This window comes from Paracoccus sigandri, from assembly GCF_003709565.1.
In the GTDB taxonomy this organism is placed as follows: Bacteria; Pseudomonadota; Alphaproteobacteria; order Rhodobacterales; family Rhodobacteraceae; genus Paracoccus; species Paracoccus siganidrum.
Genome location: NZ_QNRC01000021.1, coordinates 35,027 through 57,134, shown reverse-complemented (window position 1 = coordinate 57,134; position 22,108 = coordinate 35,027). Strand labels below are relative to the sequence as shown.

Sequence of the window (22,108 nt, the reverse complement as noted above, 5' to 3'; positions counted from 1 at the left end):
TTCGCCTCATGCGATCGCGTCGAGGCCCAGTTCGAGCAAGCGGTCAAGCTGCGCGACCTCTGCCCCGGTCAGGGCGATCCCCTCTGTCAGCGCCTTTTGCCGCGCGGCGAAGCGGCGCTGCGAGGGCAGGCGGGCGCCCTGGTCCTGGATCGCCGCGAACAGCATCTCGGCCCGCGCGAACGGATCGCCTTCGCGGCCGGCCGCGAATTTCTCGGGCGACAGGGCCAGGATCAGCTCTCCGTGAAAGGGCGCAAGCGTCGTGGTGCCCAGGAAATCCAGGACTTCGGGGCTGGTCAGGTCGCCGATCATGACGCCTGCAAGCAGCTCGATCATCGTGCCGATGGCCGATCCCTTATGCCCGCCAAAGGGCAGCATGGCACCCGCCAGCGCCGCCTCGGGATCGGTCGTCGGCCGGCCCGAGGCGTCCATCGCCCAGCCCTCGGGCAAGGGCTTGCCGGCACGCCGGTGCAGTTCGATCTCGCCCCGGGCTGCAACCGAGGTCGCGAAATCGAAGACATAGGGCTCGCGCTCCTGCCGCGGCCAGCCGAAGGCGAAGGGATTGGTGCCCAGCAGGGGCCGCGTGCCGCCGGCTGGCGCCACCGTCGCATAGCTGGGGCACATCACCATCGCGGCAAGGCCGTGATCCGCCACCGCCTCGACCTCGGGCCACAGGGCGGCGAAATGGGTGCAGTCATTGATCACCAGCGCCGCCAGTCCCAATTCCTTCGCGCGATCCGCCAGGACGGGCAGGCCAAGTTCGAAGGCGGGGTTGGAAAAACCGCCCCGCGCATTAACCCGCACGATGGCCCCGTCGCTGCCGGAATCGAGTTCCGGCTTGGCCGTGCCCTCGACCTTGCCGGCCTTCAGCGTGCGCAGGACGCCTTCGATCCGATAGATGCCGTGCGACTTGCAGCCGTCCCGCTCTCCGGCCGCGATCACGCGCGAAAGCGAGGCGGCCTGGACCGCGTTCATCCCGGCCTGCCGGAAGATCGTTTCGATGCGCTGTCGCAGGGCTTCGAAGGTCAGTGTCTGTTCCATGATTTCCTCTCTGGCACGGCGGTTCATCCGTGATTGACTTATTGTATACATGAAATATACAAAAATTCAAAGGCGGATGAGGCCCATTTCGGGACCGGGCCCCTGCCGGTGATTTTGAAAGGAAGGATCGGCGATGACCTTTATCCCCCATGGCAAGCACCTGATTTCCGGCGAATGGGTTGCGGGCGACGCCTGGTTCAGATCAGAGCCGGCGCATGGCCCCTGGCATGCGTTCTCGGCCGGCACAGTCGCGCTGGTGAACCGGGCCTGCGAGGCGGCCGAGGATGCCTTCTGGAGCTACGGCCATGCCTCGCGCGAGGAGCGGGCGGCGCTGCTGGAGGCCATCGCCGACGAGATGGAGGCCCGCGCCGAGGCGATCACCGAGATCGGCACGCAGGAAACCGGCCTGCCCGAGACCCGCCTGCAGGGCGAGCGCGGCCGCACCGTGGGCCAGCTTCGGCTCTTCGCCGTGCATATCCGCAAGGGTGATTATCTCGACCGCCGTCAGGATCCCGCGCTGCCGGACCGCCAGCCGCTGCCGCGCCCTGACATCCGCATGGTGCAGCGGCCCATCGGGCCGGTGGCCGTGTTCGGCGCCTCGAACTTCCCGTTGGCCTTCTCGACCGCCGGTGGCGATACCGCCGCCGCGCTGGCCGCCGGCTGCCCGGTTGTGGTCAAGGGCCACAGCGCCCATCCCGGCACCGGCGAGATCGTCGCCGAGGCGATCCATGCCGCCATCGCAAGGACCGGCACGCATCCGGGCGTCTTCAGCCTGATCCAGGGCGGCAACCGCGACGTCGGCAGCGCCCTCGTCCAGCATCCGCTGATCCGCGCGGTGGGCTTCACCGGCAGCCTGGCCGGGGGCCGGGCGCTGTTCGACCTTTGCGCGCAGCGGCCCGAACCGATCCCGTTCTTCGGCGAGCTGGGCTCGGTCAACCCGATGTTCCTGCTGTCCGAGGCCGTGCGCATTCGCGGCGCAGAGATTGGCACGGGTTGGGCGGGGTCGCTGACCATGGGGGCCGGGCAGTTCTGCACCAATCCCGGCATCGCGGTGGTCCTGGACGGCGCGGATGCCGACCGCTTCGTCGCGGCCGCCAAAACTGCGTTGGAACAGGTCGGCCCGCAGGCGATGCTGACCGAGGGCATCGCCCGCGCCTATCGTGACGGCAAGGCGCGCTTCGAGGCGCGCAATGCGGTGAAGCCGGTGCTGACCTCCGAAAGCGACGGTCGAACGGCGAGCCCGAACCTCTACGAGACCACGGCCGCGGTCTGGCTGCAGGATCACGCGCTCGGCGAGGAGGTGTTCGGCCCGCTTGGCCTGATCGTGCGGGTGCGCGACATGGACGAGATGCTGCGGCTGGCGCGCGCTTTCGAGGGACAGCTGACGGTAACCATCCACATGGATGATGCCGACCTGAACGATGCGCAAGGCCTGCTTCCGGTGCTGGAGCGCAAGGCGGGGCGGGTGCTGGTCAACGGCTTTCCCACCGGAGTCGAGGTCTGCGACGCGATGGTCCATGGCGGCCCCTATCCGGCCAGCACCAATTTCGGCGCCACCTCGGTCGGGACCATGTCGATCCGCCGCTTCCTGAGGCCGGTCAGCTACCAGAACTTCCCCGCGGGTCTGTTGCCGCAGGATCTGGGCTGAGCGTCAGCGAAGCCGGCTGCCCTGCAGGCTTCGTCCACTTTTTGTATATTAGTTGTATTTTTAATTTGCGTTGCAGGGAAATCCTGCGGATAGTGGCAGCCATGGAATCGGCCGCGAAAAGGCCGACAGGGAACTGACAGGAGAAGGTTCATGAAATCCACGTTCGCGATCAGCCTGCTGGCCGCCGCTGCGGCATTTGCCGCGCCGTCCCATGCCGACAAGCTGGATGACATCATCGCCTCGGGCACCCTGCGCTGCGCGGTCGTCCTGGATTTCCCGCCCATGGGGATGCGCGACGAAAGCAACACCCCGGTCGGCTTCGACGTCGATTATTGCAACGACCTGGCAGCCGCGCTTGGCGTGAAGGCCGAGATCGTCGAAACGCCCTTCCCCGAGCGGATTCCGGCACTGATGTCGGGCCGGGTCGATGTCGGCGTCGCCTCGACCTCGGACACGCTGGAACGCGCCAAGACGGTCGGCATGTCGATCCCCTATTTCGCCTTCGAGATGGCGGTGACGGCCAATGACAAGTCGGGCATCGCGAGCTTCCAGGACATGAAGGGCAAGACGGTCGGCGCGACCGCCGGCACTTTCGAGGCAATTGCGCTTGAAAAACAGGTCAAGGAATGGGGCGAGGGCACTTTCCGCCCCTACCAGACCCAGGCGGACGTGTTCCTGGCGCTGAGCCAGGGCCAGCTTGACGCGACCGTCTCGACCTCGACCGTGGCGCAGTCGAACGTCAAGACCGGGAATTTCCCCGGCATCTCGGTGGTGGGCAAGGCGCCGTTCGACATCGACTATGTGGCCCTGTTCACCAATCGCGAGGAATACGGCCTCATCAACTACCTGAACCTGTTCGTGAACCAGCAGGTCCGCACCGGCCGCTATGCCGAGCTTTACGAGAAATGGGTCGGAGGCGACCTGCCTTCCCTGACCGTCGACGGCGTCCATCGCTGATATCGCCGGGGCGGCGCGGTCGTCGCGCCGCCCCGATGCTTCCTGGCAGCTGCGAGACGGCCATGTTCAACTATACCTTCCAATGGAAGCAGGCGATGGCGCGGCTTCCGCAGATGCTGGATGGCGCCATCGTCACCATGCAGGTGGCGATCCTGTCGATGGTCATCGGCATCCTGCTGGCGATCGTCCTGACCATGTTCCGCCTGTCGGGCATCCGCATCCTGTCCGCCGTCGCGAAGGCCTGGGTCGAGATCGCGCGCAACACCCCGGCGCTGTTCCAGATCTACATGGCGCATTTCGGACTGGGCAGCTTCGGCCTGCATCTGAGCCCGTTCCTGTCGATCCTGATCGGCATCACCTTCAACAATGCCGGCTACCTGACCGAGAATTTCCGCGGCGCGCTGAAGGCCATCCCCGACACGCAGACCCGCGCCGCCCGGTCGTTGGGCATGGGGGCGGCAGGGGCGTTCCGTCATGTCGTGCTGCCGCAGATGCTGCGCATCTCGTTCCTGCCGATGACGAACCAGATGGTCTGGGCGATCCTGATGACCTCGTTGGGCGTCACGGTGGGGATGAATACCGACCTTTACGGCGTCACCCAGGATCTGAACGCGCTGACCTTCCGCACGTTCGAACTGTTCGCCCTGGCCGCGGTGATCTTCTACGTCATCACCAAGATCGTCACTCTTGGCGCGCGGCTGATCGCCGCCCGGCTGTTCCGGTATTGAGGGCCATCCGATGTTCGATACCGCACTGACGGCCGCCGATTTCATCTTTCTGGCCAAGGGCGCCGGCATGACCATCGTGGTCACGATCATCTCGGTGATCGCCGGCACCGTCCTGGGCATCGTCTTCGGCGTCATCCGCTATCAGCTTGGCGCGATCTGGGCCGCGCCGCTGATCTTCGTCCTGGACATCTTCCGGTCCATCCCGCTGCTGATCCAGCTTGTGCTGGCCAATGCCTTCATGGGCACGATCCTGCGGCTGAACATGTCGGGCTTCACCGTCGCCTGCATCGTGCTGTCGATGTATACCGCCGCCTATTGCGCCGAGATCGTGCGCGGCGGCATCGAGGCGGTGCCGGCGACGACGCGGCGCGCGGCGCGCTCGCTCGGCATGACATGGGGCCAGGACATGCGGGAAATCGTTCTGCCCCTGGCCACCCGGGTCGCGCTGCCGTCCTGGATCGGGCTGGCGCTTGGCGTGATGAAGGACTCGGCGCTGGTCTATGTCGTTCAGGTGACCGAGCTTCTGCGCTCGACCCAGATCCTGATCACGCGGCTTCAGGAGCCGCTGCTGCTGTTGATGATCTGCGGCGCCTTCTATTTCGTCATCTCGTTCCCGCTGGCCCGGTTCGGCGGCTATCTGGAAAAACGGTGGTCCAATGATTGAGATCGAACATGTCCGCAAATCCTTCGGCCAGCTGGAGGTTCTGAAGGGCATCGACCTGACGGTCAGCAAGGGCGAGGTGGTCACGATCATCGGCGGCTCGGGTTCGGGCAAGTCGACGCTTCTGACCTGCATCAACGGGCTGGAGCCGATCGATTCCGGCCGCATCCTGATCGACGGGACCGAGGTCCACGCGAAATCCACCGACCTCAACAAGCTGCGCCGCAAGGTCGGCATCGTGTTCCAGCAGTGGAACGCCTTTCCGCACCTGACCGTGCTGGAGAACGTCACCCTGGCGCCGCGCAAGGTGCTGGGCATGGCAAGGGCCGAGGCCGAGGAGATCGCCGTCCGGCAACTGACCCATGTCGGGCTGGGCGACAAGCTGAAGACCTATCCGGGCCGGCTGTCGGGTGGCCAGCAGCAGCGCATGGCGATCGCCCGCGCGCTGGCCATGTCGCCCGAATACATGCTGTTCGACGAGGTGACCTCGGCGCTGGACCCGCAACTGGTGGGCGAGGTCCTGGACACGCTGAAGATGCTGGCCCAGGAGGGCATGACCATGATCCTGGTTACCCATGAGATGGCCTTTGCGCGCGACGTGTCGGATCGGGTGGCCTTCTTCCATCAGGGCGTCATGGCCGAGATCGGTCCGCCGCAGCAGATCTTCGGCGATCCGCAGCACCCCGAGACGCGCAAGTTCCTGTCGAGCACCCGGCAATGACCGGCAAGGTCGTCGTCATCGGCGCGGGCGTCGTCGGCCTGTCCGTCGCGCTGGCGGCGCAGGCGCGGGGCTTCGCGGTGCAGGTGATCGACCGCGAGGGGCCGGCGGCGGGCGCCTCGGCCGGCAATGCAGGGGCCTTTGCCTTTACGGATATCCTGCCGCTGGCTTCGCCCCGCATCATGCGGCAGGCGCCGAAATGGCTGCTGGGCCCGCTGGGGCCGCTGACCGTGCCGCCTTCCTATGCGCTGCGGATCGCGCCCTGGATGTGGCGCTTCTGGCGGGCCTGCTCGCCTGCGCGGGTGCGTGCCTCGACCGCCGCGCAGACGGCGCTGATGGACCTGTCCAAGGCCGAGCTGGAGCCCTTTCTTGCCGCGACCGGCACGTCGTGGATGTTGCGCAAGGAGGGAAACCTCCAGGTCTATGAATCGCAGGCCGAGTTCGACGCCTCGCTGCCCGGCTGGCAGGCGCGCGAGGATCACGGCATCGCGTTCTGGCACATGACCCCTGACGAGATGGCCGCGCTCCAGCCCGGCCTCGCGCCGCGCTTCACCCATGGCACCTTCACGCCCGGCTGGTATTCCATCGCCGATCCGCGCGACTACACGCTGGCGCTGGCCGAGCGTTTCCGCGCCGGCGGTGGCGAGATCGCCATCGCCGAGGTGACCGGGCTGGCCGATGACGGGGTGCTGACCGCCTCGGGCAAGCTGACCGGCCGGGTCGTTCTGGCGGCGGGGGCGTTCTCGCACCTGCTGGCCCGGACGCTGGGTGTCCGCATCCCGCTGGAGACCGAGCGCGGTTATAACACCACGCTGCCGGCGGATGCCTTCGACCTGCGCTGCCAGGTCACCTTCGGGGGGCATGGCTTCGTCATCTCGAAACTCTCCTCGGGCATCCGCGTCGGCGGCGCGGTCGAGCTGGGCGGGCTGGATCTGCCCCCGAACTACAAGCGGTCCGAGGCGATGCTGAAGAAGGCCAAGGCCTTCCTGCCGGGGCTCAGGACCACGGGCGGGCAGCAATGGATGGGCTTTCGCCCGTCATTGCCCGACAGCCTGCCTGCCATCGGCCCCTTGCCCGGCCATCCGAACGTCATCTGCGCCTTCGGGCACGGCCATCTGGGCCTGACGCAATCGGCGGGCACGGCGCGTATCGTGGCCGACCTGCTGGCCGGCACGGATCCCGGCATCGATCTGGCCCCGTTCTCTCCCGCGCGTTTCTGAGGCGATCATGACCCAATACATCTTTCCCTGCATCGACGGCCATACCTGCGGCAATCCGGTGCGCCTGGTCGCGGGCGGAGCGCCGCGGCTGGAGGGCGCGACCATGCTGGAAAAGCGCGCGCATTTCCTGCGCGAATTCGACTGGATCCGCACCGGCCTGATGTTCGAGCCGCGCGGCCACGACATGATGTCGGGCGCGATCCTCTATCCGCCGACGCGCGGGGATTGCGAGGTGGCGGTGCTGTATATCGAGACCTCGGGCTGCCTGCCCATGTGCGGCCACGGCACCATCGGCACGATCACCATGGGGATCGAGAACGGGCTGATCGTCCCCCGCACGCCCGGCCGCCTGTCCATCGAGACCCCGGCGGGCAAGGTGGACATCGAATACCGGCAGGAGGGCCGCCATGTCGAGGAGGTCCGGCTGACCAACGTGCCCGGCTTCCTTCATGCCGAGGGCCTGACGGCCAAGGTCGAGGGCCTGGGCGAGATCGTCGTGGACGTGGCCTATGGCGGCAATTTCTATGCCATCGTCGAGCCGCAGAAGAACTTCCGCGACATGGCCGACCATACCGCAAGCGAGTTGATCGGCTGGTCGCTGACGCTGCGCGCGGCGCTGAACGAGAAATACGAATTCACCCATCCCGAGCACCCCGAGATCAATGGGCTGAGCCATATCCAGTGGACCGGCGCGCCGACCGTGCCCGGCGCCCATGCCCGCAACGCCGTCTTCTATGGCGACAAGGCCATCGACCGCAGCCCCTGCGGCACCGGCACCTCGGCCCGGATGGCGCAGCTTGCGGCCAAGGGCAAGCTGCGGGTCGGCGACGAGTTCTGGCACGAGTCGATCATCGGTTCGATCTTCAAGGGCCGCATCGAGGCCGCCGCGACCGTGGCGGGTCGCGACGCGATCATCCCCTCGATCGCCGGATGGGCGCGCCAGACCGGGTTGAACACCATCTTCATCGATGCCGAGCGTGATCCTTTCGCCCATGGCTTCGTGGTGAAGTGAGCGCGCGACGGCGCGATGCAAACGAAAGGCCGACGCCCTGACCGCTGGCCGGGGCGCATGAGAAAGCATGGGATCGGCCGTCGCAGGCCGCTTCCGAAGATCACTTATGCCCAACCAGGTGCCCTCCATGCCACGACATCCAAGCCCTTCCGCCCCGCCAAGCAGATGGTCCCCGCTGATCCGCGCGTCCGAGGGCCTTCTGGTCGTCGAGCGCCACGCCGTCGCAATGCTGATGGCGCTGCTCAGCTGCGCGATCCTGCTGAACGTGGTCACCCGCTATCTGGGAATGCCGCTTTACTGGATCGATGAGCTTGCGGTCTATTGCATGGTCTGGCTGACTTTCATCGGCGCCTCGACGATGACGCGGCTGCGGCTGGACTTCGCCGTGACGATGCTGACCGAGCGGCTGTCGCCCGGCGCGGCGCGCTTGGCCAGGATCGCGGCGACCATTGTCGTCGTCCTGTTCGGCATCGGCCTTGCCCTGATGTGCTGGCTCTGGTTCGAACCCTTGGGCATTGCGCGCGCGGGTTTCGATGCCCGCGAATTCGCCGGGCAGACCTTCAACTTCATCTATACCGAGCGCACGCAGACCCTGAACTGGTCGACCTGGATCCTCTATCTGATCCTGCCGATCTTTGCCCTGTCGATGACCGTCCACGGGATCGCGAACCTGCTGGAAGACGTGGGCGCGGTCCCCAGGATCCAGCGTGCGACGATGATCAACGCCGAGGAGGCGGTGAGCTGATGCTGACCTCAACCGCCTTCCTGATCGTGATGCTGGTGGGCGTGCCCATCGGCCTGTGCCTCTGCGTCGCGGCCATCGTCTATGTGCTGGCCAGCGGCAACATGGTGCTGTTCCAAAGCTATCCGCTGCAGATGTTCAACGCGGTGGACAGCTATGGCCTGATCGCCATCCCCCTGTTCGTCCTGATCGGAGAGATCATGAATGCGGGCGGCATCACCAAGAAGATCGTCGACATGGCCATGGCCTTCGTCGGTTCGCTGCGCGGCGGGCTGGCCTATGTGAACGCCATCGCGAACATGTTCGTGGCCTCGATCCTCGGCTCCGCCACGGCGCAGGTGGCGATCATGTCGCAGATCATGGTCCCCGAGATGGAGAAGAAGGGCTACGACAAGGACTTCTCCGCAGGGCTGACCGCCTATGGCGGGATGCTGGGATCAATCATGCCGCCCTCGGTCATGTTCGTGGTCTACAGCGTCATGGCGCAGGTCTCGGTGTCGGACATGCTGATGGCGGGGCTGGTGCCGGGGCTGATCCTGACCGCGCTGTTCTGCGTGGTGATCGCCGTCATCGGCCATTGCCGGAAGTTCCCGCGCAGCGAGCCGCAGACATTCAGGCAGCGCGCCGCCACGGTCTGGGCGGCGGTGCCGTCGCTGTCGATCCCCATCGTCATCGTCGGCTCGATCTTCTCGGGCCTTGCAAGCGCGACCGAGGCCGGCGCCGTCGGCGCGGTGATGTCGCTGCTAATCGGCCGCTTCTGGACGAAGCGGCTGCGCTTTTCGGACCTGCCGGCGATCATGACCCGCGCGGGGCTTTACTCGGCCATCGTGCTGTTCCTGGTCGTGGCGGCGGGCGTGCTGTCCTGGATCCTCGTGTTCGGGCGCGTCCCGCAAGAGGTCGCCGGCTGGATCCAGACGGTGGCCAGGGACCCGGTCACCTTCATGCTGCTGGCCAATGTGATCCTGCTGGTGATCGGCACGGTGATCGACGGCATTCCCGGCCTGATCATGACGGTTCCGATCCTGCTGCCGATCGCCACCGAGGTCTATGGCATCGACCCGCATCATTTCGGCGTCGTCGTGGTCATCAACCTGGTGCTGGGATTGCTGTCGCCCCCGGTCGGCCTGTGCTTCTTCGTCGCCGCCGCCGCGACGGGGGCCAATCCCGGGAGGATGTTCATGGTCACCATGCCGTTCTTCCTGATCACCTGCGTCCTTCTGGTGATCCTGTCCGTCTTTCCCGGCATCTCGCTGATCTTCATCGGACCGTAAGCCAACCCAACAGGAGACCCAACATGATGAAACTGTCCCGCCGCCATCTGATCGCAGGCGCCGCCGCCCTGCCTTTCGCGGCTCCGCTGGTAGCCCGTGCGCAATCGACCGAGCTGCGACTTGGCCTCATCACCCCGGTCGGCCATTCGTGGAACGATGCGGCGCTGCGCCTGGCCGAGGGCCTTGCCCAGCAAAGCGACGGCCGCCTGACGATGACCGTCTTTCATTCCGGCCAGCTGGGCAACGAGCCCGCGATGATGCAGCAGCTCCAATCGGGGGCGCTGGACATGGGCATCATCCAGGCCGCCGAACTGGGCTCTCGGGTCGAGCATATCGCGGCGATCAATGCGCCCTATCTGGTGCGCTCGACCGATGCCGTGGCCAGGCTGGTTCGCCACCCCGAAGTGCTGAAGCTGTTCGACGTTCTGCCCCAGCAGACCGGCACCATCGGCCTTGGCTGGGCCATCACCGGCATGCGCACCGTGTTTTCGGTCAAGCCCATCGACAGCATCGCCGGGCTGAACGGCATGAAGCTGCGCATCAACCCGACGCCGGTCTATCGCGACTTCTACCAGCTGCTGGGCTCGGCGCCGACGCCGATTCCGACGCCGCAGGTTTTCGACGCCATGTCGAACGGCCAGGTCGACGGGCTGGAGGCCGATATCGAGTTCTCGTGGAACCAGCGCTTCGACAAGGTGGCAAAGTCCATCCTGCGCATGAACGCCGTGTTCATGCCGGCGGCCGCGGTCGCCTCGGGCCGGGTCTGGACGGCCATGCCGGAGGCTGATCGCGAGCTGATCGCGGCCGCGGTCAGGACCGTGCTGGACGAGCAGATCGACAGCCTGGCGGGCGAGGAGCCGGCGCTGATCGAGAACCTCCGCCAGACCGGGGTGCCGATGCACGAGGTCCCCAAGGAGGACACGACCGAGATCATCGCCGCCTTCGACAAGATCTGGATGCCGAAAGCGCCGGTGATCGAGCAACTGCGCGAAATCGGTGCGACGCTGTGACCGGCGCTTTTTCCGCCTGAACCGGGCGGGCTGGTCTGCAACGATGCGCGCCATCCCGGCGCGCATCGTCCGCGACTCCTTCGATCTGCAGCTGAGCGATGGAAAACACGGTGACGATGACGCCCGGCAAGATTTCCAGCCTCGTCCTCTCGGCGCTGGTGGCGCGGAGTTTCGTCATGGGCCAATGCCCGCGTGCGCAGTCACGCGTCCGGCGTCGATATGCTGGCCGGCCATCTGCCCCGCATCGATGCGCTGATGCCCGGCTCCGCCGCCTGAAGAAAGGACAACCCCGATGTGCTCGCGCCTTTCTCGTGGTGTCGTCGGCGTCCGGATCACCGGGCAGCACGGCTATTCCGTCGATTTCGACGACGCCTGGGGCAATACGCGGATACCGAAGCAACAGGGCCAGGACCGGCCGGAGACCAAACAGATGACCATGACCGCATCCAGCATCCTGCCGGGCATCGCAGACGGGCCCGTCCTGTTTTCGGACGAGCCGCTCAGCTTCTGGGGCGGGGTGGACCCCGCCACCGGCAGGATCATCGACGTGCATCACCCGTTGCAGGGGCGCGTGATCGCCGGGCGCGTCCTGATGATGCCCTCGACACGCGGCTCCTGCACGGGATCGGGTGCGAGCAGGATCAGCGCATCGGCGCGGACCTTGCAGCGGCGCATTCGCATCCTGAGGCGGAAGGCGGAAAGCGAGGTTGCCGGCCCATGACCGCGATCATCCGGCGATGGGGACCCTGAAGGCGCCGCAGGGCGAAGAGGCCGATCGGCATCGTTGCCGGTTTCAGGACACGACGCCGAGGAGTGCTATCGCCATTGCCTGACATGCTCGATCAACGCCTGCATCTTGGGCGCCATGTTGCGTCGCTGTGGGAAATACAGGAAGAATCCCGGAAATGGCGGCAGGAAATCGTCCAGCAGGGGCACGAGTTCGCCCGTTTCCACGAACGGCCTGAAAGTCTCCTCCAACGCGAAGGTGATGCCGCCTCCGGCGAGCGCGGTGCGCAGCATCAGGCGCAGGTCGTTGGTGGTGATCTGCGGTTCGACCGCCACGTCGAAGGGAATGCCGTTCTCCTCGAACTCCCAGCGGTATGGGGCGACGTTCGGCGCCGGCCGCCAGCCGATGCAGCGATGACGGACAAGTTCGCGCGGATGCGCCGGTGTGCCGTGGGCGGCCAGATAGGCGGGCGCTGCGACCACCGTCTCGCGCTGATTGCCGGTCAGCGGGATCGCGATCATGTCCTGTTCGATGACCTCGCCCAGCCGGACGCCCGCGTCGAAGCCGGCAGCGACGATGTCGAATTCTTCGTCGGTGACGGTGACATCCATCGTCACGCCGGGATGGGCCGCCGCGAAGGAGGCGATCAGCGGGCCCGCCAGGAACTGCTCGGCGATCGAACTGGCGGCGATCCGCAGAAGCCCGCGCGGCGCATTCTCGGCCGCCACGCCTTCAAGCGCCGTTCCGATTTCCGAGAGCGGCCCCGACAGCGCGTCGCGCAGGCGCTCGCCCGCTTCCGTCAGGCGCACCGAGCGCGTCGTGCGCATCACCAATGTGGCGCCGAAGGTATCCTCTAGACGACGAACCCCCTGGCTGACCGCCGAGCGGGTCACGCCCAGGCGATCGGCCGCGGCGCGGAAATTATGTTCTTCCGCGACGGCGAGGAACAACGGCAGGAGGTTCAGGTCGATCTTCATTGTCCAGCCTTCCTAACCATCCAGTCAAGCAATTGATGGATACCGGCACCAGTGGCAAGCGTCCATCTTCTTCCTGAACTCATGCAGGGAGCACAGCATGGACAAGATCATCCTGATCACCGGAGCCTCCAGCGGAATCGGCGAGGGCATGGCCCGAGAACTGGGGGGCGCTGGCGCGAAGGTGCTGCTGGGCGCACGCCGGCTGGACCGCATCGAAGCCGTCGCGGCAGGGATCCGCGAGGCGGGTGGGACCGCCGAGGCGAAGGCGCTGGACGTCACCGACCGCCGGTCCATGGCCGCTTTTGCCGGGGATGCGATAGAGAAATGGGGACGCATCGACGTCCTGGTCAACAATGCCGGCGTGATGCCGCTTTCGCCGCTTGCCGCCGGCAAGCAGGACGAATGGGAACGCATGGTGGACGTCAACATCAAGGGCGTGCTGTGGGGCATCGGCGCCGTGCTGCCGGTCATGGAGAGGCAGGGCAGCGGCCAGATCATCAATATCGGCTCGATCGGTGCGCTGTCGGTGGTGCCGACGGCTGCCGTCTACTGCGCCACCAAGTTTGCGGTGCGGGCGATCTCGGACGGGCTGCGCCAGGAAAGCAGCAAGATCCGCGTTACCTGCGTCAATCCCGGCGTCGTGGAAAGCGAGCTCGCCTCGACTATCACCCATGCCGAGACCATGGCGGCGATGGACGCCTATCGCGCGGTCGCCCTCCAGCCCGCCGATATTGCCCGCGCGATCCGGCATGTGATCGAGGCGCCTGCGGGCGTCGATACCAGCGAAATCACCGTCAGGCCGACCGGATCAAGCAATTGACGCCGGCGCGTCGATCCGCAGCGGCCCTTCGCAGGGCCGCCGCAAGCCGGGGCCGCGGCAGTGGCCTCGCCAGCATCCTTGGAAAATGGAGTGACCCGATGACTATTGCCTCACCGACCGGAACCGCGGCGGCTGTCGTCCGCAATCTGCTGATCGCCCTGGCCTTCGTTGCCGCCGCCACACCGGCCCAGGCCAGGGCTGCCGCAGCGGCAGTCGCGGAAACCGAGGCCCGGAACGAAGCCATCGTCCGCGAGGCCTTCGAGGGATGGGCCAGCCAGGAGGGCAATGTCTTCGACCTTCTCTCGCCCGATATCCGCTGGACGATCCGCGGCTCCGGTCCGGTTGCCGATACCTACAACGGCATCGAGGATTTCGTGCAGCGTGGATCGACCCCTCTCGTCAGCCGTCTCGCGTCTCCGCTGATGCCGGATGTGCGCCACATATGGTCCGTTGGGGACCGGGTCGTCATCCGGTTCGACGCCTCGGCCGTCACGACGTCCGGGGCGCCTTACGACAATCAGTTCGTCTGGATCTTCCGGATGGAGGAAGGTCTGGTGGTCGAAGCCGAGGCCTTTCTCGATCTCGTGGCCTATCAGGAAGTCGTCGACAACAACGAGCCGCGCGAGCAGTAGCCCGCCCTGAACCGACCTCGCCGGGGGGGCGCTTTCCGTCATCGATCTGGAACCGCCGCTTCCGCGCCCGTTCGTTCCAATTGGACACGCCAGACGAAACGAGGAATCAGACCATGCAGCGCGCCTTCGCAGTTCTCATCGTCGCAATGCTTCCGGCCCAACCCGTGCGGGCGGGGGAAACGCAATTGAAGGTCGATCACCCCTATGTCGGGCTCTGGGCCAACGAGGATTGCCAACCGCCTTGTGCAGCCGCTCGTTCTCCTTTTGAAGCTCCTTCAGCTGGCGGAGCTGATCGCGGCTCAGCCGCGCTCGCGCGGCAACACGGTCCGGAGCCTTGGGGGTTGCTGGTGGAAACCGAACGGACTTAGGGGATCAGTCAGGCGGAGGGATTGGTGCGTCCGGGAGCGGATCGGAGACAGGTCGCAGCTTCATCGTCCTTGCCGGCATCATCGGCTCATCGAAACCAGGGCTTTCGGGCCAGGCACCTGCCACCCTGCCTTTCCGGCCACCCTCCCGACCTCCGCCGGAAGGTCGCGTGGTTCGAGGCGAGAACGATCAGTCTGTCGGGGCGAGGAGAGGGATGTTATTGCCATGCCGATCCAGGTTACGGTTGGCCCGGTCCGGTAATATGGCGGGACGGGCGCAGAAGCTGGCCGTGGCCACCGCTATGGCACGAAATGGACCGACCGCGACGGTATGCACAGCGTGTCCGCCAGGGAAACCCCACCCGCTCAGTTCGCTCAAAAGTCACAGGCGTGGAGTGGCTTGGAGATCGGTCGCATGGGCAGGCAGTCCCTGCGATAGGAGAAGTATCCCGCATCTCGGGAAACAGGGGAGGGAGGAGCCCCGCATGGAAGTGCAGGGCAGATGATGGCACGGATATGGTCGATTAGCCTGCCCGCGACTTGCTGAAACTGGCCTTCTGGGGTATGGAATCCTTGTATTATTGATGCCGCCGATATTTTGCTCTGCTGCGCCAGCAGGTGCGGGTCATCTGGATTATTGAATGAAGCTGCTGGTCATCGCATGCCTATAGACGACCCCTGGAGCATTCCGTCGCCTGACCGGCCGGAGGACCAGGTTGCCATCGGGCAGGGCGCCCTGGTCATTTCGGAACTTTCTCCTCCGACACCTCTGGACCTGCAGATAGGGTGGTTTCCAAAGAGCAACGTGCCCGCATTCCTGCGCGATGCCCTGTTCGCAGAGACGGACAGCCAGACCTTTGCAATTCTCGACGCAGCCAAGGTCACCGGCCTCAGCGAAATGCTCGAGCACAGCGGGCTGGAGCATCGCTGTCTCTTCAAGGGCAAGGCCTATGACGACCTGGGGGACGTTGCCCCATGGCTTGTCCGCCTGGAGGAGAACAACGGCTTCACCCGCAACCTGTTCACCAGGGGCGACGCATCATGGCATCTTTGGCAGAGCGATCCCGGCATCTATTTGCGTTCTACCGCATCGCTTGAAGAGCTCTGGCAGCACTTCCGCAAGTTCATCCGGATGAGGGACAGTCAGGAAAACTGGCTGCTTTTCCGTTTTTGGGAGACGGGCTATCTCTATTCATACCTGCGTCATTTCGCGACCAACCGGCCCGACCTGATCCGGCGGCTGTGCCTGACCCGTGATGGCATGCCGATCACCTTCATCAACTGCTCCTTTGGCAAGGAGGTGTTCCAGCAGGCGTCGCCGCGCGTCGATCTGCTGGAACATGTGGATGCGGCACCGCCGATCCTTGACGAGCAGGAACGGGCGGCCCTCAAGGCACTGAGAAGGCAGCAGAATACCTATGAGATGGCACGCGACCTGAAAGGGACCTATCCGCAGCTGGCGGCTGTCGCGTTGCGGGAGGTCTATCGGCGGGTGGACCTCGCACAATCGTTCATGCGGTCGATCGGGGTGTCGGACGGCTTGCTGATCGGACGTTACATCCTGCTTTCGACGGTCTACCTGCCGAAACTGCAGGAAAGCCCGGCGTTCCGGGCAGCCGTGACACGGCCAGGCGCAACCGCGGAAGAAAATCTCAGGGATTCCCTTGACGTCCTGAAGCTGCAACTTTCAAGAATGGACGGGGGATTCAGGGCATGGTGGTGACCGTCCTGCTTAAAGGGGGTACCGGATGGCTGGACTAGCAGGTCAACGAGGAGGCCGGCCCAGTTTGCTTGGTCTCATGGGAGAGGCGCTGAACCAGGGCATTCAGGGCACCATGGAGTGGCTCGGCAATCGAAGGTCTGCTCCTCCGGCAACCGATGTTCCTCCGGCGCCATTGCGACGCGATTACGGGTCGGGCGTGCCGTTCGTCGCCCCGGAAGAATGGCCCGAGGAATGGGGGGCGCCCCCCGGCGAGATGCCCGCACCGGATGATGACGGCGCCGAGCGGCCGGGGATCATCCTGACCCCGCCGGGATCTCCGCCGGCGATGCCCGGCTCGGGAACGTCGGCGCCGCCGGCACCTTCCCCGGGAGAGCATGTCGGAGATCCGCAACCTCAACCACCGATGGGCGGGGCACCGGCGTCTCCGACGACCCAGGTCGATGCCCGCATGGAACAGGAACTGGCGCGAAAATCCCGTGAGGATGACGAGTGCCAGGAATGCGAGCGTTGTGATTTCCTGCGCGATGGCGAGTTCGCCATGAAGAACTATGGCGGCAACCAGCTCATGGTGTGGGCGATGAAGTACCAGCATCACGTCATCCATTGGCAGCCGCATGTTCCGAGCGCGAGGCAGATCCAGGAATTCGACATCGCCGACGCATCCGCGCGCGGCGGCAAGCGGGCGATGGACGGTCTGGCGATCCATCCCTGCTTTCTGGTCGAGGCGAAGCTGGGATATTCGAAGTATCTCAGGCAGGACTGGGAGAGGGGCAAAGTCGTTTGGCGTGATACACCGTCTGCAGAACGCGCGATGAAGCGTGTAACGACACAAATTTCATCTCATCACTCGATTGCAGCAAAATATCAGAGAAAGTATTTTTCTGAGCACGACCACAATGTCATCTGGGTTGTCAGTAACAGCCTGATGGAGTTGTGCCTGCGGGAACACGCTCTTCAAGCACGGATATCAACTCGAATCTGGGTCTATCTCATAAAGGCACCGGCTTCTCTGTTCAGTCGCGAACCTGAAATCGGGGAAAATGAAATAGACGAGGAAAGCCAATGAAGATATTTCCAGCCTCGGATTTTCGCGCGTTCATCCCAAAAGATGGGCTTGGATTGCGGGACGGTATCGAGTTGTGGAGCGGATTCCTCCGGCGTGCCGAATCCGTTTCTGAATATTTCACAAACATGATGATACTGGATGAAGAAACCGGGTTGAAGACATCGCCTCTCGTTCAATTTGAGGAATATGTCAAAATATGGGAGATGCATCAACTGCCGGATGAGGAAGATGCTTTCTCCGCACTCGTTTCCAAAGATGGCAATGACCCCGCAGTATCGTCGTGCAGATACCAGTGGGGAAAAGACTGGGCGTGGATGAATGACCACCTGGAGTTTACAATCCGCCGCCCTCTTCAAGACACATCATTTGACGTCGATCTGGTTCGTAAAATGTATTCCGCGATCATCAGGTGGCGCAGGCCCAGCTTTATTCATGGTGGCCCGCCCAAACCGATGGCTGAACAGGGCGTTTTCTCGACAAAGATCTCTTCCGGCTGGGCCAGCTGGGTGCCCGAAGCCATCACCCATGCCGACCTGCCGATGGCCCATTCCGTCGATCCGCTGGAGGGAGGCTCGCTGATCTTCGCGACCCCGGAGCCCTTCGGCTGGCGAATGGAGGAGTACAGCCAGGAGATCGCGAGGATGCAGGACGTCGAGGTCGGACTGAACGATCTCCTGCTGTTGCCGCCCTATGACATGCCGCCCGACTGGACCGCCCCGCATCGCGCGGTTTTCAGATAGACGGAATGCCATTGCTTCTGAGTTGCAAATAAAGATGTTTCCGGCCTCTCAATTTGCGCGTTCATCCCAAAAGATGGGCTTGGATTGCGGGATGGTATCGAGTTATGGAGCCGATTACTCAGGCGTGCCGAATCCGTTTCTGAATATTTCACCAAAATTATGATGCTGGATGAGGAGACCGGATTGAAGACATCGCCACTCGTTCAATTTGAGGAATATGTCAAAATATGGGAGATGCATCAACTGCCGGATGAGGAAGATGTCTTCTCCGCACTCGTTTCCAAAGACGGCAATGACCCCGCAGTATCGTCGTGCAGATGCCAATGGGAAAAAGACTGGGTGTGGATGAATGACCACCTGGAGTTTACAATCCGCCGCCCCCTTCAAGACACATCATTTGACGTCGATCTGGTTCGTAAAATATATTCCGCGATCATCAGGTGGCGCAGGCCCAGCTTTATTCATGGTGGCCCGCCCAAGCCGATGGCTGAACAGGGCGTTTTCTCGACAAAGATCTCCTCTGGCTGGGCCAGTTGGGTGATGTCGCGCGGGCCTTGCGGGCCTTCGGCGGTCTGCCGCAGGTCACCATCGAGGACGTGGCGACGATGGCCGCTGCCTTCGATCTTGCCGAGCGGGGGGTGGATTTTGCCGATGCGCTGCATCTGGGCCGCGCGGCGGGGCAGGAGGCTTTCCTGTGTAGCGGCGCGCCAGCTTTGGCAGAACGTGGCACTAGCTTTGGCACGAAAATTTTTCCGTCAGGATGCTGGATAGGCGGCTCGATCCTGACAGGCAGAGGGGGCCTTTCGGCCCCCTTTAACCACCTCGTTGATGGGCAACCCGACGGCCCTCATCCGGCATTGGGGATGAGGGCCGTGGCCCATGCCCGCGCCGCCCCTCGTGCGTCTACATCCGGAACATGATCGCAGATGCCGATCGCGGTGAACACGCCTGCAAACGCGCCCTGCATGAACAATCGAAACTCGGTCGATGTGCCCAGGTTGCGCGCGGGAGCAGTTCCGGCAGGCTGAACCGGTTCCTGCGCGGAGCAGGGATCTCGACCCTGATTGTCACCGGGGGCGAGACCGAGGTCTGCGTCCTGGCCACGGTCCTGGGCGCGATCGATCGCGGCTATCGGGTGATCCTGGTGTCGGACGCGGTCTGCTCTTCGAGCGACCCCACCCATGATGCGGCGCTGCGGATCTACGAGGCGCGCTTCGGGCAGCAGGTCGAGACCGCGCCGCTGGCCGAGCTGCTGGACCAGTGGCGGGTCTGAGCGCCTATTCTTCCCGCCGGTAGCGGCTGGCCAGGTCCGCCAGTTCGCGGAATTCGGTGGCCATGGCCAGTTCCTGCGCCATCCCCTCGGCCGGCACGGCGCCGGGATCTTCCTGTCCGTCATGCAGGATCTGGCGATCCGCCAGCCAGTCGGCCAGCTGCCGCCATTCCTGGTCGGGGCAATGCGCCAGCAGCCGGGCCAGCACCCGCCGCTGCGCCAGGATGCGGCCCTCCAGCGCCTGCAAATGCTTGTCGAAATCGTCCATATCCGCTTGCTCCTGCCCGCCCCATCTGGCCTCTCGCGGGAACATATCCCCCGCCTGCCGGTTCGCATCCCCAAGGAGGATGTTATGACAGACAGCACGCGCGACAAACCCTATCGTCAGCCGACCGGCGGCTGGGGGTCGATCAAGTCACTGGCCCGGCACGTCCTGCGCCAGCGCGCCCTCCGCGCCGGGCCGGGGCTGTTTCGCGATCACAACAAGACCGGCGGCTACATGTGCACCAGCTGCGCATGGGCGAAGCCGGCCCGACCGCATGTCGGAGAGTTCTGCGAGAACGGCGCCAAGGCCACCTTCTGGGACCTGACCTCCAGGCGCGTCCCGCCCGAGTTCTTTGCCACGCACAGGGTCTCGGACCTGCGCGCATGGTCCGACCACGACCTGGAAAACCAGGGCAGGCTGACCCATCCGATGCGCTATGACGCGGCCAGCGACAGGTATCTTCCGGTATCCTGGCAGGACGCCTTCGCGGAGATTGGCGCCGGGCTGAAGGGGCGCGATCCCGACAGCGTGGTGTTCTACGCCTCGGGGCGGGCCTCGCTGGAGACCTCCTACATGTATCAGCTGCTGGCCCGGCTTTACGGCACCAACAACCTGCCCGACAGTTCGAACATGTGCCACGAGACCACCTCGGTCGCGCTGCCCGAAAGCATCGGCACGCCGGTCGGCACGATTCTGCTGGAGGATTTCGAAAGGACCGACTGCGTGCTGTCCTTCGGCCAGAATGTCGGCACCAACTCTCCCCGCCTGCTGCACGAGTTGCAGAAGCTGCGGGACCGCGGCGTGCCGGTGGTGGTCTTCAACCCCCTGCGCGAACGCGGTTGGGAAGAATTCGTCAATCCCCAGCGTCCCGGCCAGATGCTGGCGAACCGGCCCACCCGGATCGCCACGCAATATTACCAGGTCTCGGCGGCGGGCGACATCGCGGCCATGACCGGCATGGCCAAGGCACTGCTGGAATGGGACGACGCGGCGAAGGCAAGCGGGTCGGAGCCTATCCTCGATGCGGATTTCATCGCCGAGCATACGCAGGGGTTCGAGGCGTTCCAGCGGCAGGTCAGGGCCGCCGACTGGTCGCGGATCACCGCCGTCAGCGGGTTGCCGCGCGCCGCGCTGGAGGCTGCCGCCCGCACCTATGCCGGGGCGCGCTCGGTCATCGCGGTCTATGGCATGGGCCTGACCCAGCACCGGCTGGGCTGCGACAATGTGCAGATGCTGATCAACCTGCTGCTGATGTGCGGCAATATCGGACGGCCGGGCGCGGGCATCTGCCCGGTGCGCGGCCATTCCAACGTGCAGGGCCAGCGCACCGTCGGCATCGCGGAAAAGACGGATCTGGTGCCGCTGGACCGGCTGGCCGCGCAATACGGGTTCCAGCCGCCGCGCAAGGACGGGATGAACACCGTCGAGGTCTGCGAGGCCGTGATCGCGGGCCGGGTGCGGGCCTTCCTGGGCCTGGGCGGCAATTTCCTGCGCGCGGTCCCCGAACGCGAGCTGATGGAGCGGGCATGGGCCGGGATGGACCTGTCCGTGCAGATCGCGACCAAGCTGAACCGCACCCATCTGGTGCCGGCACGCAGCAGCTTCCTGCTGCCGACCCTGGTGCGCTCCGAGATCGACCAGCAGGCGACCGGCCCGCAGATCGTCACGATGGAGGATTCGACCACCTGCATCCATGCCTCGCGCGGCAAGTTCCGCCCGGCCAGCCCGGAGCTGCTGTCCGAGCCGCGCATCGTGGCGGGGATCGCCCAGGCCACGCTGCCCGACAATCCGGCGGTGCCGTGGCAGGAATGGGTGGCGGATTACGCGCTGATCCGCGATGCGATCGAGGCCAGCTTCCCCGATGATTTCCGCGACTTCAACGGCAGGCTGGACCTGCCCGGCGGCTTTGCCCGGCCCGTCCCGGCGCGGCGGCGCCAGTGGGAAACCGACAGCGGCAAGGCGAATTTCCTGCGCCCCCGCGCGCTGTCGGCGGATGCCGGCGCGGGGGAGGATGGCGATATCCTGCGCCTCATTACCCTGCGCTCGAACGATCAGTTCAACACCACCATCTATGGCCATGACGACCGGCTGCGCGGGATCTACGGATCGCGGATGATCGTCATGCTCAATCCCGACGACCGCATCCGGCACGGTATCGCAAGCGGCGGCATGGTGCGCCTGACCTGTGCGGCACAGGACGGCGTGACTCGCAGCATGGGCGGTTTCCGCGCGATCGACCGCGACCTGCCGGCGGGCACGATCGCCGCCTATTATCCCGAATGCAACGCGCTGATCCCGCTGTGGCATCACGATGAGAAAAGCAAGACGCCGGCCGCCAAATCCGTGCCCGTCAGGATTGCGGCGGACTGATCGGCCTGGCGCGCAGCCATCGCGACGGCCTCGCGGAACCCTGACGGCGCGGGACCGGGTAAGCGGGAATCTTCAGGAACAAATCCGGGAACATCCTGTTGTCAGGCCTGCGCGACGGGCGAAACCTTGCGCCGTTCCGGGGGCAGAT

22 protein-coding genes are annotated in these 22,108 nt (G+C 64.9%); 18 read left to right on the top strand and 4 right to left on the bottom strand.

Annotation, left to right across the window (positions count from 1 at the left end):
• Positions 1-6 precede the first annotated feature (6 nt).
• Positions 7-1,038, bottom strand: coding sequence for an Ldh family oxidoreductase (locus C9E82_RS17050; RefSeq protein ID WP_119896355.1), 1,032 nt, complete (start codon positions 1,036-1,038; stop codon positions 7-9).
• Between the two features lie 133 nt (positions 1,039-1,171).
• Between C9E82_RS17050 and C9E82_RS17045 the strand changes: the two genes are divergently transcribed.
• The 11 genes from C9E82_RS17045 to C9E82_RS25065 all read left to right on the top strand — a co-directional run bounded on the left by C9E82_RS17045 (position 1,172) and on the right by C9E82_RS25065 (position 11,726).
• On the top strand, positions 1,172-2,686 hold the full coding sequence (locus C9E82_RS17045) for an aldehyde dehydrogenase (NADP(+)) (RefSeq protein WP_119896356.1): 1,515 nt from the start codon (positions 1,172-1,174) through the stop codon (positions 2,684-2,686).
• Positions 2,687-2,836: 150 nt separating this feature from the next.
• Complete coding sequence (locus C9E82_RS17040; RefSeq protein ID WP_119896357.1) at positions 2,837-3,643, top strand: ABC transporter substrate-binding protein; 807 nt, start codon at positions 2,837-2,839, stop codon at positions 3,641-3,643.
• Between the two features lie 62 nt (positions 3,644-3,705).
• A complete protein-coding gene (locus C9E82_RS17035) occupies positions 3,706-4,371 on the top strand; it encodes an amino acid ABC transporter permease (protein ID WP_119896412.1) in 666 nt (221 codons plus the stop codon).
• Positions 4,372-4,381: 10 nt separating this feature from the next.
• Positions 4,382-5,035: an amino acid ABC transporter permease gene (locus C9E82_RS17030; protein WP_119896358.1), complete on the top strand. Its 654-nt coding sequence runs from the start codon at positions 4,382-4,384 to the stop codon at positions 5,033-5,035.
• A complete protein-coding gene (locus C9E82_RS17025; protein WP_011751080.1) occupies positions 5,028-5,753 on the top strand; it encodes an amino acid ABC transporter ATP-binding protein in 726 nt (241 codons plus the stop codon). Before C9E82_RS17030 ends, C9E82_RS17025 begins: the two co-directional genes overlap by 8 nt.
• Positions 5,750-6,970: an NAD(P)/FAD-dependent oxidoreductase gene (locus tag C9E82_RS17020; RefSeq protein WP_119896359.1), complete on the top strand. Its 1,221-nt coding sequence runs from the start codon at positions 5,750-5,752 to the stop codon at positions 6,968-6,970. Before C9E82_RS17025 ends, C9E82_RS17020 begins: the two co-directional genes overlap by 4 nt.
• 7 nt (positions 6,971-6,977) lie before the next feature.
• Positions 6,978-7,982 (top strand): 4-hydroxyproline epimerase, encoded by a 1,005-nt coding sequence (locus C9E82_RS17015; RefSeq protein ID WP_119896360.1) that lies wholly within the window; start codon positions 6,978-6,980, stop codon positions 7,980-7,982.
• A 127-nt stretch (positions 7,983-8,109) separates the two neighbouring features.
• Positions 8,110-8,727 carry a TRAP transporter small permease gene (locus tag C9E82_RS17010; RefSeq protein WP_119896413.1) on the top strand — a complete coding sequence of 206 codons (618 nt, stop codon included), beginning with the start codon at positions 8,110-8,112 and terminating at the stop codon, positions 8,725-8,727.
• Positions 8,727-9,995: a TRAP transporter large permease gene (locus C9E82_RS17005; protein WP_119896361.1), complete on the top strand. Its 1,269-nt coding sequence runs from the start codon at positions 8,727-8,729 to the stop codon at positions 9,993-9,995. Before C9E82_RS17010 ends, C9E82_RS17005 begins: the two co-directional genes overlap by 1 nt.
• A 23-nt stretch (positions 9,996-10,018) precedes the next feature.
• The gene (locus C9E82_RS17000; RefSeq protein WP_119896362.1) at positions 10,019-11,005 is read left to right on the top strand and encodes a TRAP transporter substrate-binding protein; all 987 of its coding nucleotides are present in this window, start codon (positions 10,019-10,021) and stop codon (positions 11,003-11,005) included.
• Positions 11,006-11,297: 292 nt separating this feature from the next.
• Positions 11,298-11,726, top strand: coding sequence for an aconitase X swivel domain-containing protein (locus C9E82_RS25065; RefSeq protein WP_240643391.1), 429 nt, complete (start codon positions 11,298-11,300; stop codon positions 11,724-11,726).
• Positions 11,727-11,821: 95 nt separating this feature from the next.
• Here C9E82_RS25065 and C9E82_RS16990 read toward each other — a convergent pair whose 3' ends face one another.
• Positions 11,822-12,709 (bottom strand): LysR family transcriptional regulator, encoded by an 888-nt coding sequence (locus tag C9E82_RS16990; protein ID WP_119896363.1) that lies wholly within the window; start codon positions 12,707-12,709, stop codon positions 11,822-11,824.
• Positions 12,710-12,806: 97 nt separating this feature from the next.
• On the opposite strand from C9E82_RS16990, the gene C9E82_RS16985 reads away from it, so the two are divergent.
• From C9E82_RS16985 to C9E82_RS24140, 5 genes are all read left to right on the top strand, one after another.
• Complete coding sequence (locus C9E82_RS16985; RefSeq protein WP_119896364.1) at positions 12,807-13,529, top strand: SDR family oxidoreductase; 723 nt, start codon at positions 12,807-12,809, stop codon at positions 13,527-13,529.
• A gap of 98 nt (positions 13,530-13,627) precedes the next feature.
• Positions 13,628-14,161: a nuclear transport factor 2 family protein gene (locus C9E82_RS16980; protein WP_119896365.1), complete on the top strand. Its 534-nt coding sequence runs from the start codon at positions 13,628-13,630 to the stop codon at positions 14,159-14,161.
• 1,026 nt (positions 14,162-15,187) lie between these two features.
• On the top strand, positions 15,188-16,249 hold the full coding sequence (locus tag C9E82_RS16975) for a DUF4123 domain-containing protein (RefSeq protein ID WP_119896366.1): 1,062 nt from the start codon (positions 15,188-15,190) through the stop codon (positions 16,247-16,249).
• A gap of 76 nt (positions 16,250-16,325) precedes the next feature.
• Entirely contained in the window at positions 16,326-17,315 is a 990-nt protein-coding gene (locus C9E82_RS24145; RefSeq protein ID WP_183154102.1) for a hypothetical protein, read from the top strand.
• Entirely contained in the window at positions 17,312-18,055 is a 744-nt protein-coding gene (locus tag C9E82_RS24140; RefSeq protein WP_147393025.1) for a hypothetical protein, read from the top strand. The genes C9E82_RS24145 and C9E82_RS24140 overlap by 4 nt, the downstream gene beginning before the upstream one ends.
• A gap of 461 nt (positions 18,056-18,516) precedes the next feature.
• Here the strand turns inward: C9E82_RS24140 and C9E82_RS24590 are convergent, their stop codons facing one another.
• The gene (locus C9E82_RS24590) at positions 18,517-18,717 is read right to left on the bottom strand and encodes a hypothetical protein (RefSeq protein ID WP_183154101.1); all 201 of its coding nucleotides are present in this window, start codon (positions 18,715-18,717) and stop codon (positions 18,517-18,519) included.
• Positions 18,718-18,971: 254 nt separating this feature from the next.
• On the opposite strand from C9E82_RS24590, the gene C9E82_RS16955 reads away from it, so the two are divergent.
• Positions 18,972-19,328, top strand: a complete 357-nt coding sequence (locus C9E82_RS16955; RefSeq protein ID WP_119896369.1) for a cysteine hydrolase family protein — start codon at positions 18,972-18,974, stop codon at positions 19,326-19,328.
• Between the two features lie 4 nt (positions 19,329-19,332).
• Here the strand turns inward: C9E82_RS16955 and C9E82_RS24135 are convergent, their stop codons facing one another.
• Positions 19,333-19,593 carry a hypothetical protein gene (locus C9E82_RS24135; protein WP_170161961.1) on the bottom strand — a complete coding sequence of 87 codons (261 nt, stop codon included), beginning with the start codon at positions 19,591-19,593 and terminating at the stop codon, positions 19,333-19,335.
• 84 nt (positions 19,594-19,677) lie between these two features.
• Here C9E82_RS24135 and C9E82_RS16950 point away from each other — a divergent pair, with 84 nt between their 5' ends.
• Positions 19,678-21,960, top strand: coding sequence for an FdhF/YdeP family oxidoreductase (locus tag C9E82_RS16950; protein ID WP_119896370.1), 2,283 nt, complete (start codon positions 19,678-19,680; stop codon positions 21,958-21,960).
• The last annotated feature ends 148 nt before the right edge of the window (positions 21,961-22,108 follow it).